Here is a 17,498-nt window from a genome sequence, read left to right on the forward strand (position 1 = left end):
CAAGGCCGCCCCCGCGCACCTCGCCGGTCCACCACTTCCCACCCGCCGTGTGCCTGACCCACCGCCTGCTGCGCCCGAGGCACGTGTGCTGGTGAGGCGAAACGGACGCGGGCGAGCCGGGCGGAGCGTGTGTGCGTGGGTGGGATGGGCGAGGTGGGTGAGGTGAGTGTGTTGGGGCGTTCGAGCGTGGAGTGCCGGTCCGGTCAGCGACCGCGGGGTTTTCCGCGTTTGGTGCTCTTGCCGGAGCCGGGGCCGCCGCGTGAGCCCCGGCCGGTCGCGCCGCCGGTGCCGCTCGGCTTGCGGCGTGCGTCGGGGCGTTTGGCCGCCGCCTTCGCCGACTTGGGCTGTGGCGGTGTGGGCGTACGTCCGCGCGAGCTGTTCACCGTCCGTCCCCGGATGATCCCGATGAACTCCTCCATCAGCTCGGAGGGCTCCCCCTCCGGCCAGGCCAGCGCGACCCGCGACTGCGGCGCCTCGGCGGTTTCGACGGCCTCGCCGGTCGTCTCGCCGACCCCGGCCAGCGGTCGATACGTCAGGTCCTTGCGGTGGTGCAGTCGGGCCAACGACTGCGGGACGATCAGCAGCCCCACCCCGGCCGCCACCAGCTCGATCGCGTCCGCCGTGGTCGCCGGCCGCTCCTTGGCCGGCACGCCGGGCGGGCCGGCGGTCCAATCGAGCGGGTCGTCCAGCGGGTGCAGCAGCACGAAGTCGGCCAGGTCCTCGACGGAGACCTCGTCGACCGCCGTCACGTCGTGGTCCTTGGGGACCACGACCACGGTGGTCTCGGTGTACATGGGAATCGTGTTCAGCCCGGTCCGATCCATCGGCAACCGCACCAGACCCGCGTCGGCGCCCCCGCTCCGCAGCGCCTCGGCCGCCTCGGCGGCGGTCACCGCGAGCAACGCCAGGGACACGTCGGGCAGCCGCTCGTTCCAGATCCGCACCCATTTGGCGGGGGTCACCCCCGGAACGTAGGCGAGCCGGAACGAAGAGGGTGTTTCCGCGCCTGTCACCACGTCAGGTTACCGGCCATGATCGGCGGCACGGCACACGGTCGCTACTCTTGACCCCATGACGTCGCACAAGACCACCCAGACGATGAAGCCCGCGACCGCGGCGAAGAAGCTGGGCGTATACCTCGAGGCCACCCCCGCCGAGTTCCGGGAAGGTGTCGTCTCCCGCGACGAACTGAACGCACTCCAGGCCGACCCGCCGCAGTGGCTGCGCGAGCTGCGCGCCGCCGGCCCGCACCCCCGGCCCGTGGTCGCGGCGAAGCTGGGCGTGTCCATCGCCGGGCTCGCGCGCGGCGGGATCACCGAGGCGCTGACCACCGAGCAGATCGACGCGCTGAAGGAGGAGGGCCCGGAGTGGCTGCTCCACGAGCGCGCCGTCCAGGCCGACGTCCGCAAGGAAGCGGTCCGGATCAAGGAGAAGAACCAGGCCAGGGAGGCCAAGGAGCAGGAGCGGCCCGCCACGCGCCCCGCCCCGAGCCGCCGCCCCCGCTCCTGACCCGGCCCGTACGGATCCGCCCCGTGGTCGCCCGGCAGCGCGTGGACCATCGCGTGCGGGTCCGACCACACCGGGGGTGAGGACGGAACACCGCCCGGAGCGGGGGCTCCGGGCGGCGACCGGCGCGGCGGTACCGCGACTGTCCGCGACATACACGTCAGGGGACCCAGATCCCGGTGATGTCGGTGGCGGATCCGGCCTGTCCGGCGTGCGAGGTGCCGTACATGTCCTCGATCGTGCGGAGCAGGTCGTAGTGGTTGTAGGTGGTGGCGCTCGAACCGCCCGCGACCACCTGCTGTCCGTACAGGACGGTCGCGATGCGGTTGCCGCTCAGCCCGTTGTCCTCGTCGAAGGTGACCACCAGGAGGCTGTTGTGCGTCTTGGCCCAGGTGGCGTACGCGCCGAGGTTGTTCCGCAACCAGGTGTCGCCCGTGCTCACCGAGCAGTCGTGCATGTCGTTGCACAGGTTCGGGACCACGAAGGAAACCTTGGGCAGGGTGGTGTAGTTCGTCGGGAACTGCGCGAAGGTCTTCGCGGTGGAGGTCGGCACATTGGAGAAGGCGAACCAGGGGTTGTGCTTGCGCGCGTACTGGCCGCTGGAGCACACGGTCGAACCCTGGCTGGGCAACGACTCGTTGTAGCTCGCCCAGGTCGCGCCGACCGCGATCAGTTCCGAGCCGAGGTTGGGAGCGGAGCTGAAGCCGGGGGTGTAACAGCTGTCGTTCGTGATGCCCTGGGTGGAACCGGAGAACATCGCCAGGTAGTTGGGCTGGCTGGGGTGGGTCTCGGCGTAGAACTGGCTGAGGTTGGCCCCGCCGGTCTTCAGCGAGTTGATGTAGGGCGCGTTGGAACTGCCGATGACCTGGCTGTAGCCGTGGTTCTCGAAGACCACGACGATGGTGTGGTCGGGAGTGGGTACGCTGCCCGCCGCCCGCGCGGTGGGCGCGCCGGCGACCAAGGACCAGGCGGCGACCAGCGCCGCGGCGAGGGCCAGTGCGGCGCGGTTGCGGATGCGGGGGTGGGTGTGGCCGCGGACGGGGTGTCTGCGTCGGGATATGGACCAGTCGGACACGGTTGTCTCCTGTGACATCGGAGTGAGTGGAATACCGCGTGCTCGATGGTGCATCCCAGACGCTATGGAATCGTCGGGTTCGCCCGGGAGGATCCCGAACGTGAAGTTCGGGCGAACGAACCACCGGCCGCCGGTCGCCAACCCGTCGATCGAACGTCGATCCAGCGTCGATCACCGTGCGACGCACCCGGTCGGACCGGACACGCGGCGACGGCGCGGGCAACGCTGACGGCGCGGAAACACAGGCGCGGAACGCGGGTGCGGAGCAAGGCGGCACGGAGTATGACGGCACGCGACAAGACGGCCCGGGACACGATGGTGTCCCGGGCCGGTCGGTCGGCGGATCGGTGTGGTCAGCGGGCCTCGGCGGACAGGCCGGCGGCGGCCAGGAGGTAGGCGGTCATCGGGGCGTAGTCGCGGGCGTCGACGACGTGGTCGTCCAGCGGGACGGTCACCGTGACGGTGCCCTCGGCCTCGCCGAGGAACAGCGCCGGGTCGTTGCTGTCGGCGAACGCGACGGTGGGGATGCCCTGTTGCCCGGCGCGCCCCGCCCAGCCGTGGTCGGCGACCACGAGGTCGGGGCGGGGTCGGCCGCTCTCCGCGAGCGCGTCCAGGATCGCGCTCATCGGTTGCGGAGCGTGCGTGTGCCACAGGGTGGCCCCGCGCTCCAGGACCGCGACGCCGCCGAACTGACGTACGTCGCCCCAGGTTTCGTCGTCCCCCTCGGTGGTGCGCAGGTCGCGCGGGATGTCGATGACGGTGGCGCCGGCCGCGGTCAGCGACTCGGCGATGGCGCGGTGTACGTCGAGCAGGCCGCCGGGGTGGCCGGTGGCGACGAGGACGTGCAGTCGGCGGGCGGCGGCGTCGCGCAGTACGGCGGCCATCCGGTCGAGGGCGGCCAGGGTCAGCTCGGGGTCGATGGTGTCCTGGCCGGTGCGGTGTGCGGGGTTCGGGTCCACGCCCGCGCGCTCTGCCATCACGGCGAGCACGTCCTCCTCGGTCTTCCAGCGGTCGCCCAGGTCCAGGCCGAGCCAAAAGCGCGGGTTTCCGCGGACCAGTTCGGCGTAGTGCCGCAGGTTGACCTCTCGTGGGGTGGCGATCGGGCCCGCGATGCGGGTCGCGACCAGGTGCCGGAGCAACTCGTCGGGCGACGGTGGGATGTTCGACGTCGTCATGCCGCCATTGTGCGCACACGACAACCACCCGGTGGCCGGCGCCCCCACTCCGGGAGCCGGCGGGGCGGGTACGGGCCCGCCGGCGCGGTGATCGCGTCGGGGTCGGCGTCGGGTCTGCCGGCGGCCCGCGACCGTGTCCCGGATCGGGGTCGTCGAATCCCGTTCACGCACGCGAAATCGCGCCATAAGTCGACCGATTCGTGACGTTCTCCTTTTGTTGCGCAGCGTGGAGACTATTGGCGCGGAACGGCGGCCCACCGGCCCCACCAGCACCGGAGGACACAGGTGCGAGGCGGCGACCGGGGACGGCCGACCCCCGCGAAGGTTCGTGTACTGATCTGCCCGCCTCTGCTGCAGGAAGGATCGAAATGAGCCCCGTGAAGGTAGAGATCCGCGATGCCGGACCGCTCGACGTCGAGGTCGAGGAGGAACTGGTCGAGTTCGAGGACGAGACCAACCCGGAACGCCGGATCGAGTCGTGTCTGGCCGACCCGTGGGTGACCGCCACCACCCGCGTGGGGTGCGACTGGGCCTGACCGGCCCGTCGTTCGCCGCACACCGGATCCGGCCCGGAGCCCATCGATCCGGCCGCCCCGCACGGAGCACGCATCCGCGCGGGGCGCGCGGTCCCGTACCGGCCACGCCGGCAGCGGACGACGCTCCCGAAGCGGGCGGGCGATCGTTCGGCGGACGGTGTGTTCGGAACCACCCGACCCGGAACCACCCCACCCGGAACGGCAAGGAGCGGACGTGGGCAAGGCGCGGGCGGTCCTCGACGGATCCGTACAGGACCTGAGTCGGCGTCTGGACACGCTGATCGCCGGCCACGATCGACGCCACCGGGCGGACTCGGTCTGGCTCCACCTGTTCGATCCGCGGATGCCTCCGATGGACCACGGGTGGAAGCTGCACGTCTCGACCCGCCCCGAGGACTTCGCCGAGACGCTGGATCTGCTGGTCCCGGTACTGCTGCGGTACAGCTGCCTGGCCAAGTTCGCGGCCGGCACCGCCGTGCTGGAGGAGATCAACGCGGGCGTCCGCGATCCCGCCCTCGTCGGCAAGGCGATCACCGTCTATCCGCGCGAGCGGGACGTGGCCGCGCTCGGCCGGGAACTCGCCGAGGTGCTGGCCGGTCGCGGCGGGCCCCGGGTGCTCGGCGACCGCCGGGTCCGCCCCGACGCCCCCGTCTACTACCGGTACGGGCCCTTCCGGGCGAGCGGCGGCGACGACGCGGCGCTGGTGATGACCGGCCCCGACGGGCAGCGCTTCCCGGGTCGGGCCACCGTGCGCTACCGACAACCCCCGTGGGCCGCGGACCCGTTCGGCGCCGCCGCGCCCGCGCCGGGACGCACCGCCCGGCTGATCGGCGGCCGGTACCGGCTCACCGGCGGCATCGCCCGCTCCCCGCACGGCGACGTCTACCGCGCCCTCGACACCGCGACCGGCGACCGCGTGGTGGTCAAGCAGGCCCGGGCGTACGCCGGGGAGGACGGCGGCGGACTGGACGCCAGGGACCGCCTGCGGCACGAACGCGCGGTACTGGGCGCGCTGTCCGGGCTCGACGGCGTCCCCCGGGTGATCGACCACCTGCGGCACGGCGAGGACGAGTATCTGGTCACCACCGACTGCGGCCCCGGCGACCTGCGCCGCGACGTGCTCGCCTACGGCCCGTACCCGGGCGACGCCCGTTCCGGGCGGCGGATCTCCGAGTTGGCCCGCCGACTGCTCGCGGTGCTCGACGGCATCCACGAACGCGGCGTGGTGGTGTGCGACCTCAAGCCGGGCAACGTGGTGCTGGACACCGACGGGAACGCCCGGATCGTCGACTTCGGGATCAGCGCGCTGGACACCCGCCGCCCGGCCGGCGGCACCCCCGGCTACACCCTGGCGCCCGACCCGGACGGCGGTTCGCCCGTCCCGGTCGACGACCTGTACGCGCTGGGCGCCACGCTGCACTACGCGCTGACCGGGCTGGACCCGGTGATCGTCGACCCCGATCCGGCGGTGAACCGGCACCGGACGCTCGCCTGCCTGGCCGCCGCGCTGCCCGGGGTCACCCATCGGCCGGTCCGGGCCATGGTGGCCGCGCTGCTCAGCCCGGATCCGGCCGAACGCTCGGCCTGTGCACGGCGGTTGCGTGCCGGGCGGCCCGAACCGGTGCCCGGCCGCCGACTGCCGGCGCCGCCCCGGGTCACCCCCGCGCTCCTGGACGACGTGATCGGGCACACCGTCGCCACCTGTGTCCGGGGTGTCGCCGACTGGCCCGCCGCCTCGGGCCCGCGTCCCGGCTCGACGCTGACGCTGTACGTGGGCGCCGCCGGCGTCGGACTCGAACTGCTGCACCACACCGACCGCCCGGACGTCGCCGGCGCCGTCGCGCGCCTCGCCCACCGCACCGCGGCCCACCCCGAACTGGGCGAACTCTCCGACACGTTGTACACCGGCCGCACCGGCGTCGACCTCTTCCTCCGGGCCGCCGCCGACCTGCCGGGCGGTGCGCCGGCCCCGCACACGCCGATCGCGGCGAGGCCCTACGACGACACCGGCGACCAGATCGGCGGCGCGGCCGGCGGCGGGACCGGGCACCTGCTGCTGGCCGCGGCGGCGCGGGCGGCGGGCGACCCGGAGCGGGCGGGCCTGCACCTGGCCGCCGCCGCGGCGTGCGCCGCCATGCTCCCGGCCCGGCACGGCGAGCCCGAACCCGACGAACTCGGGTTGCCCCCGGCCTCCTCCCGCGCGGCATACACCCACGGGTTCGCGCACGGCCGGGCCGGCATCGTGTACTTCCTCGACACCTACCGACGCACCGACCCCGACGCGACGCCGGCCGTGCACGCCGCCGCCCGGGAGGGTCTGGCCGACCTCGCCGCGCGTACCCCCGACCTGCTCGCCTCGGCCGCCCTCCCCGGCGCCGCCCGCAACTTCGGGTCCTGGTGCCGCGGCATGGCCGGGATCGGAACGACGCTGATCGCCGCCGGGGCGGCGGATCGGGACCCGAAGCTGCTCGAACTCGGTCTGCGCTGCGCCCGGTTGTGCCATTCCCTCGCCCCGCGGATGAGCCTGGTGTCCCAGTGTTGCGGTCTGTCCGGAATCGGCGAACTGCTCGTGGACGCCGCCGTGGCGACCGGCGACGACGAACTGTGGCGCGCCGCGGAGGACGTGATCGGCCTGATCCTGGCCCGCAGCGGCGGCACCACGCGCCGCCCCCTGCTCCCGGACAACACCCGCGCCGCGTCGAGCCCGGCGTGGGGCACGGGCGGCGCGGGTGTGCTCTCCTTCCTCCGGCGGGTGCGACAACGCGGCGGGCGGCGGTTGTTGGCTCCGGCGACAGGCTTCTGAGCGGCGCGTTTGGTGGTGGCCTCCGGTTCGGGGTGGGTCCGGACCCACTCCGAAGGTGGGCGTGACCGCAGTGCTCGGGGGCCGCTCGGCCGGCTAGCGTCCGGGTATGCGATTTGCTCAGAGCGCACTACCAAATACCTTTACTGAAAAGCGAGTTCGTGTAGGCACCCGGACCGGCGCGGGGACTTCGACGACTCGCCGGCGCCGATGGGGTCGGGCCGTCGCCGTGCCGGCCGGCGCGGCGCTGCTGCTGTTGCTCACGAACGGCGCCGTGCCGGCGCACGCGGCCGGCCGGGTCGACGGGAGCGACGGGGCGCTCGCCGGGAGCCGGACGGCCGCCGTGAGCCGGGCCGACACCGAGCGGGCTCCCGCGTACGGGCGGGGCAGCGTCGTCTCGGTACGCCGCGTGGACGTCCTCGATCGGGACCGGGTCCGCGAGCAGTTGGCGCCGTACGACCTGGGCGCGCCGGCGGCCGAATACGGCGTGGTCACCTATGTCGTGCTCTACCGCACGATCGACGCCGCCGGGCGGCCGACCGTGGCCAGCGGCCTGGTCGCGGTGCCCCGGGGTGGGTCTCGGACGCAGCGGGTGCTCGCCTTCGAGCACGGGACCACGGTCGAGAAGGTCGGCGCGCCGTCCGGTGAACGGGCCGACGACAACCGGGCGTTCCCGCTCTTCTACGCGGGCGCGGGCTACTTCACCGTGGCGCCGGACTACCTCGGCCTCGGTCTGGGTCCGGGCCGGCACCCGTACGACCACGCCGCGTCCGAGGCGTCGGCGTCCGTCGACCTGCTGCGCGCGGCGCGCGAACCGGCCCGGCGCGAGGGTGTCCGGCTCGACGAGCGGGTCCTGGTCACCGGGTTCTCCCAGGGCGGGCACGCCGCGATGGCGCTGGCCAAGGCCCTGGACGCGGGCGTCGATCCACGGCTGAGCCTGGGCGGGCTGGCCCCGGCGAGCGGGCCCTACGACCTGGAGGGCGTGATGTTGCCGGCCGCGATGGGCACCACCGGCGACGCGCGCGCGGTCAATCTGGCGCTCGGCTATCTGGTCCTGGGCTGGAATGCGGCGCGCCCCCTGTACCGGCACCCCGAGGAGGTCTTCCTGCCGGACCAAGTGGCCAACGTGCTGCGGCTGTTCGACGGGCGGCATACCGAGGAGCAGATCCTGGCCGGGCTTCCCGACCGTCGCGAGGCGCTGTTCCAGGCGGAGTTCCTGGCCGGCCGCAACGAGGCCGCCGGCCGCTTCCTCGCCGCGATGCGCGAGAACGACACGACCTGTGCGTGGCGCCCGCGTGTGCCCGTCGTGCTCTTCGGCGCCCGGGGTGACCGGGAGGTGCCGTTCGCCAACACCGAGAGCTGCGCCCGTACGCTGAGCGCACACGGCGCCGACGTCCGGGTGAGCGATCTCGGCGACATCGGGCACTTTCCGTCCGGAATCGGCTCGGCGCCGCACATCCTGGCGTGGTTCGCCGACCACACGTAGCTCGGCCGCACCCGACTCGGCCGCCCCGGCGACGGCGGGTTCAGCGCCGGACCAGGGCGGCCTGCGCGGCCGACAGCAGGACCACGCGTAGCCGCTCCAGATCGTCGAGAGGGCCGTTTCGGCGCAGCTCGGCGACGAACGCCCGGGCCGCGCCCGTCACCTCGGCCGGTCCCTCCAACTGGAGAGCGCCGAACGCCCGTTGCAACGCGGGCAGGTCGTCGTGGCCGCCACTGTTGGTGCGGCGAGTAAGGATCACCGTCTCGGCCGCTTCGAGGAAGCGCAGGTAGGTCTGGCGGCGGACGTCCGTCAGTCGCTCCGCGCGCTGTTCGTCCAGCGTGGTGCGGACGGTCTCCAGGAGGGCATCGGCCTGCCGGTCGCCCGCGTGCCGGGCCGCGTCGGCCTGACGCATCCCGGCACTGCGGGCGAACCAGCCGGTGATCAGGCCACCGGCGAGCGCCGACCCGGCCGCGAGCAGCGCGATTCCCCACTCACTCATGGATCACATTGTGACCGGCGGCCCCACCGGCCGCAGGCGGATTCCCCGATCCCTTGCCCGCGCCGTATCGGCACCCGGCGCCCGCGGCGGCACCGCGTCGCGGTCACTCCACCCGGGTGCCCTGCGCGCCGACCAGCGTCCACCCGCCGCCTCGCCCGGCCGGATCGGTGACGAAGACGTGGGTGTAGCGGCTGCGCGACGTGAACGCCTCCCCCTCGAAGCGGCCGGACATCCGGGTACGCCCGATCACGATCGCGGTCGCGTGGAAGAACCGCACGCTCGGCTTCTCGCCGTCCGCCCCGATCGCCTCGAACTCCAGCCGCCGCGACGCGATCAGCGGAACCAGGTCGGCCTTCGGAATCACCGACCCGGCCATGACGTCCACCAGCACGAAGTCGTCGGCGAGCAACCCGTCCAGCGCCTTCCCGTCCGCCCGGACCAGCGCGTCGAAGAAGGCCAGGTCCGCCCGGACCACCTCGCGCCCGTCGTGCGCGTCCACACCACTCGTCTCGGCCATCGCGTCCACTCCCTCGTCGCCTTCGTCCCGCATGGGATCCCGATGCTGGACGTTGACGTCGGCGTCAACGCAAATCGGGAGACCGCGCACCGCACGTCGGCCGCACCGGGCCCGACGCACCCCCACCGCCGTGTGCTCACCCCGGAGCCGTCGCCGATCCACCCGTCAGCCCGTTCTCGTAGGCGGCGATGACCAGTTGTGCCCGATCCCGCGCGCCGAGTTTGGTCAGCAGTCGACTGACGTGCGTCTTGACCGTGCCGACGGCGAGGAACAACCGCGCGGCGATCTCGGCGTTGGAGAGGCCGGTGGCGATCAGGTACAACACCTCGCGCTCGCGGTCGGTCACACTCTCCAGGCTCGCGAGCGATTGGCGCCGTACGGCGGGGCGGCTGACGAACTCCTCGATCAGCCGCCGCGTCACCGGCGGCGCCAACAGCGCCTCGCCGGCGGCGATCACCCGGATCGCGGCCAGCAGTTCGGCCGGGCGGGTGTCCTTGAGGAGGAATCCGCTCGCGCCCGCGCGCAACGCGCCGAACGCGTACTCGTCCAGTCCGAACGTGGTCAGGATCAGCACCCGGGGCCCGTGGGGACCGCTGTCGGCCATCACCTCGCGGGTCGCCTCGATGCCGTCGAGCAGCGGCATCCGCACATCCATCAACACCACGTCGGGACGGCTCTCCCGAATCAGCCGCACCGCCTCGCGCCCGTTGCCGGCCTCGCCGACCACGGTCAACTCCGGGTCGGAGTCGATCAGTACGCCGAATCCCGCGCGCACCAGGCTCTCGTCGTCGGCGACGAACACCCGAATCGTCACGCCGCCCCCGTCTCAGCCGCGCCGAACGTGCCCGCGTACACGGGCTGTTCGCCCGGCACCGGCAACCACGCCGCGACCCGGAAGCCGCCCTCGGCGCGTGGCCCCACGCTCACCCGACCACCGTATAGGGCGGCCCGTTCGCGCATCCCGATCAGCCCATGACCGGCAGGCCGATCCCACTCCCCGGCCGAACTCGCGGGGATCGCCGCGCCGCTCGGTGCGGTCGCCGCTGTCGTGGCACCCGTCCCCTTCGCGTCCGCCGATCCGTTCGCGGTCGCCGATCCATGGGAAGCGGCCGACGCCACCGAACCCGGCGCGGCCCACCCCGAATCCACCCGACCCACCCCGTCGTCGACGACCTCGATCCCGATCCCGCTCTCGTCGACCGACACCGTCAACCGGGCCCGGTCGGTCCCCGCGTGTTTGGCCACGTTGGTCAGCGCCTCCTGCACGATCCGGTACGCCGCCCGGTCCAGCCCGTGCGGCAGTTCGTCGAGGCCACCGCTCACCGTGGCGTCGACCCGTACCCCGGCCTGGGCGCTGCGCGCGAGCAGCCCATCCAGGTCGGCCAGCGCGCCGGGCGAGTACTCCGCCGCGTCGCCGTCCCGGAGCAGCCCCACCAGTGACCGCAGTTCGACCAGCGCCGACCGGCTGACCTCCTCGATCGCCGCCAACGCGGCGGCGGCCTGGGCCGGCCGGGTATGAACGACATGGTTCCCGACGCCGGACTGCACCGCGATGACGCTCAGGCTGTGCGCCACCACGTCGTGCAACTCGCGGGCGATGTCCAGGCGTTCCTCGGTGACCGCGCGGCGTGCCCGAGCCACCTGAGCCGCCGCCCGCTCCTCCGCCTGGCGGCGCAGGCCCTCGTTGTGCGCGCGGCCTCGGGCCGCCGCCCACCCGGAAACCCACGCGGCGAACTGCACGATGGCGATCTGAAAGCCGATCATCGGTCGACCCGAAAGCTCCTGCATCACCAGGCAGGACGACAACTCGCCCAGCAGGGAACCCCCCAGCACGAGTGCCGCCACCCGCCGCGAGCGAGCCTGTGCCCCGTAGGCGACCAGGACCGCGAGCATCCACACCGCCAGGAACCACGGTGTCGCCATCAGCGGCGGCAGCAGCACGGACGTGGCGACCATCGCGGCGAGCGGCGCGAACCGGCGCAGCACGAATGCCCCCGCGAAGAGCCAGATCGTCACGAACACCACCGGTACGGGCAGGCATCCGTGCCAGGTCAGCGTGGAGACACCCAACGACAGGACCACGCCCAGCGCGCCGGCGACCGCCACGTCCACGGCCACGAGCATTCGGCGACGCGGTCCCTGCTTCGGGGTGTACGCCTGCGGCGTCGTCGAGTTCACGCATCGACGCTACGCGCGCGAGCAGGACGTGACTTCTGTCTCCGGGCCACCCTTCGCATCGTCCTCAGGTCGTAGCCGCGCCCCGCCGTCCCCCGCTCGGCTCGGTCGACCGGTGGATGAACCGATCATGGATGCACTTTCCGAGGACTTCCCCGGCCCCTCCGCCGTGGCTGCCGCGGTCGGTGACCGACGCCGTGGAGTGTCGGGTGGGGGTCGGTGGGGTGGGGGCCTGGGTCAGCGGTGGATGCGGCCTGTGGTGAGGGACAAGGGGCGGGTGGTGCCGCCGTGGTGGGATCGGATGATCTCGGCCAGTACCGCGATGGCGGTTTCCTGGGGGGTGCGGGCGCCCAGGTCGAGGCCGATGGGGGAGTGCAGGCGCTCCAGTTCCGCCTCGGTCATCCCCGCCTCGCGCAGCCGCAGCAGTCGGTCCTCGTGGGCGCGGCGGCTGCCCATCGCGCCCACGTAGCCGACCGGCATCCGCAACGCCCGGACCAGGACCGGCACATCGAACTTCGGGTCGTGGGTGAGTACGCAGATCGCCGTGCGCGCGTCGACCCGGGTGTCCGCCAGGTAGCGGTCCGGCCAGTCCACCACCAGCTCGTCCACGCCGGGGAAGCGGTCCGCGGTGGCGAATACCGGCCGGGCGTCGCACACGGTCACCCGGAACCCGGCGAACGCGCCCGCCCGGGCCACCGCCACCGCGTAGTCGTTGGAGCCGAACACCAGCAGGCGCGGGCGCGGCACGTGCGAGCGGACGAAGACCACCTCGTCCTGCCGCACCCCCAGCGCCTGGACCGGGACCAGACCCTCGCCGTCCGAGCCGGCCAGCGTGGTGCGATCGGCGTCCAGCATCGCGCGTATGGAAGCCGTCCGCGGGTCGTCCCCGTCGCCCTCGTCCGGGCCGACCAGCACCCGCGTGCCGAGTCGTTCCGGCGCGGGGGTGGAGACCACCGTGGCCACCGCGATCGGGCGGCCCTCGCGCAGCGCGGCGATCAGCTCGGGGAATTCCGGGAAGCGGCTCGGGTCGACCGGCTCGACGTACACCTCCAGGGTGCCACCGCAGGTCAGGCCCACCATCAGCGCGTCGTCGTCGCTGATCCCGTAGGCCGCGGTGCGCGGTCGGCCGTCCTCGACGACCTCCAGGGCCAGCTCGTACACCGCCCCCTCGACGCACCCGCCCGACACGCTGCCGAGCGCCACGCCGTCGGCGGAGACCGCCATCACCGCACCGGCGTCACGCGGCGCGCTGCGCAGCGTGGACACCACCGTGGCCAGGGCGAAGGTGCGTCCGGTCCGGTACCACGCCTCGAGGTGGTCGAGCAGTTCACGCACGGCCCATCACCGGGCCCCTCGCTCGTCGACCAGCAGTGCACACAGTTCCTCCAGGGCGGCCAGGCTGTGCCCGGCGACAAAGTCGTCAACGTACGGGAGGGCCGCGGCCATACCCGCCGCAAGGGGTTGATACCCATCCCGGGCCCGGTGCGGATTGACCCAGATCACCCGATGCGCGAGCCGGTGCAGCCGGGCCATGGACACCGCCAGCGGCTCCGGATCGCCGCGTTCCCAGCCGTCGGAGGCGATCACCACGACGGCGCCCCGGGCCACACCGCGCCGTCCCCAGTGGGTCAGGAACGCGTGCAGCTGGTCGCCGAGCCTCGTGCCGCCGCTGAAGTCGGGCACCACGGCGGACGCGGCGGCCAGCGCCCGGTCCGGGTCGGTGTGGCCCAGCTCGCGACTGATCCGGGTCAGCCGAGTGCCGACGGTGAACACCTCGGTGCCCCGACGCCGGCGCACCGCGGCATGGCCGAGCCGCAGCAGCGCGTCCGCGTACGGCGCCATCGAGCCGCTGACGTCCAGGAGCAGCACCAGGCGACGTGGTCGCACCGTGCGCGCGGCCCGGTGCAACCGGTCCAACTCGCCGGTGCGCAGCGCGGCCCGCACGGTGCGGGTGCGGTCGATCCGGCCGTGTCGGGCCGGACGCCGGCGCCGGGTGCGGCGGGTCGGCGCGGCCGGGCGCAGCAGCGCGAGCAGCCGGCGCAGTTCGGCGCGCGCGGCCGGGTCGAGCGAGGCGATGTCGCGCCGGCGCAGGATCTCGGTCCGGTCCGCGGCGGCCACCCGCGCCTCCCCGTCCCGCTCGTCGCCCCGCGGCGGGGCGGACGCGGTGTCCGGCACACCCACCGCGCGCTCGACGTCCACGCGCGGCCGGCGGCGGCCCGGCACCGGCTGTTCGGCGCCGAAGTACGCGGCGAACGCGGCGTCGTAGCGGGCCAGTTCCTGCGGCGCCGAGCACAGCGCGAGCCGCCCGGCCCAGTAGGTGTCCTCGCGCCGATCGGCGCCCAATTCGGCGGCGGCGGCCAGGAACATCCGTACCCGCTCGGGGTCGGCCGCGACCCCGGCGGCCCGCACCGTGCGGGCGAATCCGACCAGGACCTCCACCCCGTCCCGGCGGGTCGGCGCGTTCGCCGCGGCGCGCAGCGTGGCGGCGTCCAGGGGGCTGCGCGCGCTCATCTCAGCCGCCCACCGCGAGCAGCCGGTCGAACCCGGCCGCCCGTACGCTCTCCAGGTCCTCGCGGTGCTTGAGCACCGCGCCCAGGGTGCGGGCTGCGGCCTCCGGGTCCAGCTCGCGCACGCCCAGCACGAGCAGCGCGCCCGCCCAGTCCAGGGTCTCCGCGACGCCGGGCGGCTTGACCAGGTCGGCCGCGCGCAGCCGGCCCACCGCGCGCACCACGTCCTCGGCGAGCCGCGTGCTCACCTCGGGCAGCCGGCGGCGCACGATGGCCACCTCGCGGGCGTGGTCGGGGTGGTCCAGCCAGTGGTAGAGGCAGCGCCGCTTGAGCGCGTCGTGCAGTTCGCGGGTGCGGTTGGAGGTGAGCACCACCAGCGGCGGCACCGACGCGGCGATCCGCCCCAACTCGGGCACCGTCACCGCGAAATCGGACAACACTTCGAGGAGGAACGCGTCGAACTCGTCGTCGGCCCGATCCACCTCGTCCACGAGCAGCACCGCCGGCGACGCCTCGATCGCCGCCAGCACCGGCCGCGAGATCAGATAGCGCCGGTCGTACAGCCCGGCCTCCAGCGTCGCGGCGTCGCTCTCCCCCGCCGCGCCGGCCGCCCGCAGGTGCAACATCTGGCGCGGGAAGTCCCAGTCGTAGAGCGCCTGCGAGGCGTCCAGGCCCTCGTAGCACTGGAGCCGGAACAGCGGTACGGCGAACGCCTGCGCGAGGGCCTGGGCGAGTGCGGTCTTGCCCACGCCGGGCTCGCCCTCGACCAGCAGCGGGCGGCCCATCCGCAGCGCGAGATACGCGGCGGTACCGACACCGTCCCCGACCAGGTAGTCCACGCCGTCCAGGCGCGCGGCCACCGCCTCCGGCCCGTCGACGTCCTCGCCACCCCACCACGCCTGCGCCACGCCCACACCTTTCGCCACACCCGTAACGCCCGGGCGGGGGGCACTCGGCGTCGCCCCGCCCGAACGATCGGTGTTCAGTACACGCTGTACCGGCCGCACTCTCGACGGCAACATGTGCCAAAGAGCGGCCCGATCCCTGTCATCCTTACCTGCCCGAATCGGACCGTGTCGACGCGGATCCCGCCGCTGCTCTCCCCGGGGCCTCCCGGGGGCTCCCGGACCCCGGCCCCCGACCTACAACCAGCGCGGTATGCACACCTGGACCGCCGGTTTGACGACACGGCGTCAACCGCGGGCTACGCTGCGCCGATGCGGGCCCGAACGGTGTGGAAGAGACTGCCCGCCGGCGTGCCTCCGCGAGCCGTGGACGTGGCGCTGGCGGGAGCCGACATGGTGGTCAGCCTGCTGCTGGCGCGCGAGGACCCGACCGGCAACTGGCGGCATACCGACACGTTCGGTTTCGTCCTGATCGTCCTGATCAACCTCCCCCTCCTGATCCGCAGGCGCGCGCCCGTCGCCGTGCTGTTCGTGATGCTCGCGCTCCAGATCTGGTTCATCGCCCTGGGTTATTGGCCGGTGGTGAACTCCCTGGGTTCGCTGCTCGCGCTGTACACCGTCGCCTCGCAGCGGCCGGTGCGGATCGCGGCGGTGGCGATCGCCGCCGTGGGCGCCGTCTGGATCTACGCCGGCCTCGCCGCCGACGGCGGCTCGATGGCCACCGTCGTCGCGCAGATCCTGACCGTTCCGCCGGTCGTCTGCTGGTTCGGCACGGCCGCCCGCCGACTGGGCGAACGCAACGCGCAGTTGGCGCTGTTGACCGCCAAACTGGCCCGCGAACAGGAGGCGCGGGCGCGGCGCGCGGTCACCGACGAGCGGGTGCGCATCGCGCGCGAACTGCACGACGTGGTCGCCCACCACGTCTCGGTGATCTCGGTACAGGCCGGGCTGGCCGAGTACGTGATCACCTCCGATCCGCCCACCGCCCAGGCCGCGTTGCACACCATCGGGGAGACCACCCGCGAGGCGCTGGACGAGATGCGCCGGATGTTGCTGCTGCTGCGGGCCGACCCCGAGGACATGGACGCCGTGCCCGAGCCCGGCCCGGACCGGCCCGCCGCCGACGACACCATGGACCCGGCGCCCGGCCTGGCCCGCCTCGACGACGTGGTGCGCCGGATCCGGGCGGCGGGGGTGTCGGTGGCCATCCGACGGGTCGGCACCGCCCGGCCGCTCTCGCCCGGCGTCGAGTTGTGCGCGTACCGGATCGTCCAGGAGGCACTGACCAATGTGCTCAAACACGCCCGCACCGCACGGGTGGAGCTGACGGTGGAGTACGAACCCACCCGACTGCGCATAGCGGTGTGCGACGACGGTGGGGAACCCGACCCCGACGCCACCCCACAGACCCGGAATTCGGGCAGAATCGGGGGCGCGTCCGGACACGGCCTGATCGGCATGTCCGAGCGCGCCAGGCTCTACGGCGGTACGTTCTCCGCCGAACCGCGCCCGGAAGGAGGGTTCGAGGTCGGCCTCGTCCTGCCCATCCCGGCCGAGCCCGGCACGTCGGGCGGCAGGGTCGGGGGCACGGGCGACACGTAGGTCGCCTCGGACCGACGTGACGGAAGGAACGACGGGGTGACCAAGGTACTCGTGGTGGACGACCAGGTCCTGATCCGGGCGGGACTGGCCGCCCTGTTACGCGCGGCCCCGGGCATCGACGTGGTGGGCGAGGCGTCCGACGGGGCCGAGGCCGTGGACATGGCGGCGAAGCTGCGGCCCGAACTGATCCTGATGGACATCCGGATGCCCGGGGTGAGCGGCGTGGTCGCCACGGAACGCATCCTCGCCGCCGCCGAGGGCAACCCGCCCCGGATCGTCATGCTGACCACCTTCGACCTCGACGAGTACGTCTACGCGGCACTGCGCGCCGGCGCCTCCGGATTCCTGCTCAAGGAGATCGGCCCGCAACGACTGCTCGCCGCGATCGACGCGGTGATGGCCGGCGACATGCTCTTCGCGCCCAGCGTCACCCGGCGACTGATCGAGACGTACGTCGCCGCCGCCCCCGCCTCGCCGGAAGCCGACGTGCCGCCGGCCCTGGACGCGCTGACCGGACGGGAGTTGGAGGTGCTGCGCCTGGTCGGCAAGGGCCTGGCCAACACCGAGATCGCCGGCACGCTCGTGGTCACGGAGTCCACCGTCAAGACCCACTTCAACCGGGCGCTGGCCAAGCTGAATCTGTCCAGCCGGGCGCAGGCGGTGGTGTTGGCGTACGAGACGGGGTTGGTCACACCCGGGGGCCGGCGGTCCTGAGCCG

General features: G+C 73.4%; 16 protein-coding genes. 6 read left to right on the plus strand and 10 right to left on the minus strand.

Annotated elements, in window-relative coordinates; translation table 11 throughout:
* Positions 1-203: 203 nt before the first annotated feature.
* Positions 204-1,013 carry a LysR family substrate-binding domain-containing protein gene (locus ACFRCG_RS00380; RefSeq protein ID WP_380027065.1) on the minus strand — a complete coding sequence of 270 codons (810 nt, stop codon included), beginning with the start codon at positions 1,011-1,013 and terminating at the stop codon, positions 204-206.
* Between the two features lie 58 nt (positions 1,014-1,071).
* Between ACFRCG_RS00380 and ACFRCG_RS00385 the strand changes: the two genes are divergently transcribed.
* Positions 1,072-1,509, plus strand: coding sequence for a DUF5997 family protein (locus ACFRCG_RS00385; protein ID WP_380027067.1), 438 nt, complete (start codon positions 1,072-1,074; stop codon positions 1,507-1,509).
* Between the two features lie 157 nt (positions 1,510-1,666).
* On the opposite strand, the gene ACFRCG_RS00390 is transcribed toward ACFRCG_RS00385, so the two are convergent.
* Both ACFRCG_RS00390 and ACFRCG_RS00395 read right to left on the minus strand, forming a co-directional pair.
* Positions 1,667-2,599, minus strand: a complete 933-nt coding sequence (locus ACFRCG_RS00390; RefSeq protein WP_380027069.1) for an alkaline phosphatase family protein — start codon at positions 2,597-2,599, stop codon at positions 1,667-1,669.
* Positions 2,600-2,934: 335 nt separating this feature from the next.
* Positions 2,935-3,756, minus strand: a complete 822-nt coding sequence (locus ACFRCG_RS00395; RefSeq protein ID WP_380027071.1) for a phosphatase — start codon at positions 3,754-3,756, stop codon at positions 2,935-2,937.
* A 368-nt stretch (positions 3,757-4,124) separates the two neighbouring features.
* Between ACFRCG_RS00395 and ACFRCG_RS00400 the strand changes: the two genes are divergently transcribed.
* The 3 genes from ACFRCG_RS00400 to ACFRCG_RS00410 all read left to right on the plus strand — a co-directional run bounded on the left by ACFRCG_RS00400 (position 4,125) and on the right by ACFRCG_RS00410 (position 8,578).
* The gene (locus ACFRCG_RS00400) at positions 4,125-4,292 is read left to right on the plus strand and encodes an SflA family class IV lanthipeptide (protein ID WP_201261064.1); all 168 of its coding nucleotides are present in this window, start codon (positions 4,125-4,127) and stop codon (positions 4,290-4,292) included.
* A 214-nt stretch (positions 4,293-4,506) separates the two neighbouring features.
* Entirely contained in the window at positions 4,507-7,095 is a 2,589-nt protein-coding gene (gene lanL / locus ACFRCG_RS00405) for a class IV lanthionine synthetase LanL (RefSeq protein ID WP_380027074.1), read from the plus strand.
* 226 nt (positions 7,096-7,321) lie between these two features.
* Positions 7,322-8,578 (plus strand): lipase family protein, encoded by a 1,257-nt coding sequence (locus ACFRCG_RS00410; RefSeq protein WP_380027076.1) that lies wholly within the window; start codon positions 7,322-7,324, stop codon positions 8,576-8,578.
* Positions 8,579-8,618: 40 nt separating this feature from the next.
* Here ACFRCG_RS00410 and ACFRCG_RS00415 read toward each other — a convergent pair whose 3' ends face one another.
* From ACFRCG_RS00415 to ACFRCG_RS00445, 7 genes are all read right to left on the minus strand, one after another.
* Positions 8,619-9,074 (minus strand): hypothetical protein, encoded by a 456-nt coding sequence (locus ACFRCG_RS00415; protein WP_380027078.1) that lies wholly within the window; start codon positions 9,072-9,074, stop codon positions 8,619-8,621.
* Positions 9,075-9,177: 103 nt separating this feature from the next.
* Positions 9,178-9,624, minus strand: a complete 447-nt coding sequence (locus ACFRCG_RS00420; RefSeq protein ID WP_380027080.1) for a nuclear transport factor 2 family protein — start codon at positions 9,622-9,624, stop codon at positions 9,178-9,180.
* A 103-nt stretch (positions 9,625-9,727) separates the two neighbouring features.
* Positions 9,728-10,405 (minus strand): response regulator, encoded by a 678-nt coding sequence (locus tag ACFRCG_RS00425; RefSeq protein WP_380027082.1) that lies wholly within the window; start codon positions 10,403-10,405, stop codon positions 9,728-9,730.
* Positions 10,402-11,769: a sensor histidine kinase gene (locus ACFRCG_RS00430; protein WP_380027084.1), complete on the minus strand. Its 1,368-nt coding sequence runs from the start codon at positions 11,767-11,769 to the stop codon at positions 10,402-10,404. Before ACFRCG_RS00430 ends, ACFRCG_RS00425 begins: the two co-directional genes overlap by 4 nt.
* A gap of 234 nt (positions 11,770-12,003) precedes the next feature.
* The gene (locus tag ACFRCG_RS00435; RefSeq protein ID WP_380027086.1) at positions 12,004-13,101 is read right to left on the minus strand and encodes an XdhC family protein; all 1,098 of its coding nucleotides are present in this window, start codon (positions 13,099-13,101) and stop codon (positions 12,004-12,006) included.
* 6 nt (positions 13,102-13,107) lie between these two features.
* Complete coding sequence (locus ACFRCG_RS00440) at positions 13,108-14,277, minus strand: VWA domain-containing protein (RefSeq protein WP_380027088.1); 1,170 nt, start codon at positions 14,275-14,277, stop codon at positions 13,108-13,110.
* 1 nt (position 14,278) lies between these two features.
* Positions 14,279-15,181 (minus strand): AAA family ATPase, encoded by a 903-nt coding sequence (locus tag ACFRCG_RS00445; RefSeq protein ID WP_380027090.1) that lies wholly within the window; start codon positions 15,179-15,181, stop codon positions 14,279-14,281.
* 309 nt (positions 15,182-15,490) lie between these two features.
* Between ACFRCG_RS00445 and ACFRCG_RS00450 the strand changes: the two genes are divergently transcribed.
* Both ACFRCG_RS00450 and ACFRCG_RS00455 read left to right on the plus strand, forming a co-directional pair.
* Positions 15,491-16,780, plus strand: a complete 1,290-nt coding sequence (locus ACFRCG_RS00450; protein ID WP_380027092.1) for a sensor histidine kinase — start codon at positions 15,491-15,493, stop codon at positions 16,778-16,780.
* A gap of 36 nt (positions 16,781-16,816) precedes the next feature.
* Complete coding sequence (locus ACFRCG_RS00455; protein WP_380027094.1) at positions 16,817-17,494, plus strand: response regulator; 678 nt, start codon at positions 16,817-16,819, stop codon at positions 17,492-17,494.
* The last annotated feature ends 4 nt before the right edge of the window (positions 17,495-17,498 follow it).

This window comes from Embleya sp. NPDC056575, from assembly GCF_042793325.1.
Lineage (GTDB): Bacteria > Actinomycetota > Actinomycetes > Streptomycetales > Streptomycetaceae > Embleya.

Coding starts and splice junctions, on each gene's coding strand:
- ACFRCG_RS00385 (WP_380027067.1), top strand. CDS start 1,072: ATGACGTCGCACAAGACCACCCAGACGATGAAGCCCGCGACCGCGGCG.
- ACFRCG_RS00390 (WP_380027069.1), bottom strand. CDS start 2,599: ATGTCACAGGAGACAACCGTGTCCGACTGGTCCATATCCCGACGCAGA.
- ACFRCG_RS00395 (WP_380027071.1), bottom strand. CDS start 3,756: ATGACGACGTCGAACATCCCACCGTCGCCCGACGAGTTGCTCCGGCAC.
- ACFRCG_RS00400 (WP_201261064.1), top strand. CDS start 4,125: ATGAGCCCCGTGAAGGTAGAGATCCGCGATGCCGGACCGCTCGACGTC.
- ACFRCG_RS00415 (WP_380027078.1), bottom strand. CDS start 9,074: ATGAGTGAGTGGGGAATCGCGCTGCTCGCGGCCGGGTCGGCGCTCGCC.
- ACFRCG_RS00420 (WP_380027080.1), bottom strand. CDS start 9,624: ATGCGGGACGAAGGCGACGAGGGAGTGGACGCGATGGCCGAGACGAGT.
- ACFRCG_RS00440 (WP_380027088.1), bottom strand. CDS start 14,277: ATGAGCGCGCGCAGCCCCCTGGACGCCGCCACGCTGCGCGCCGCGGCG.
- ACFRCG_RS00450 (WP_380027092.1), top strand. CDS start 15,491: ATGCGGGCCCGAACGGTGTGGAAGAGACTGCCCGCCGGCGTGCCTCCG.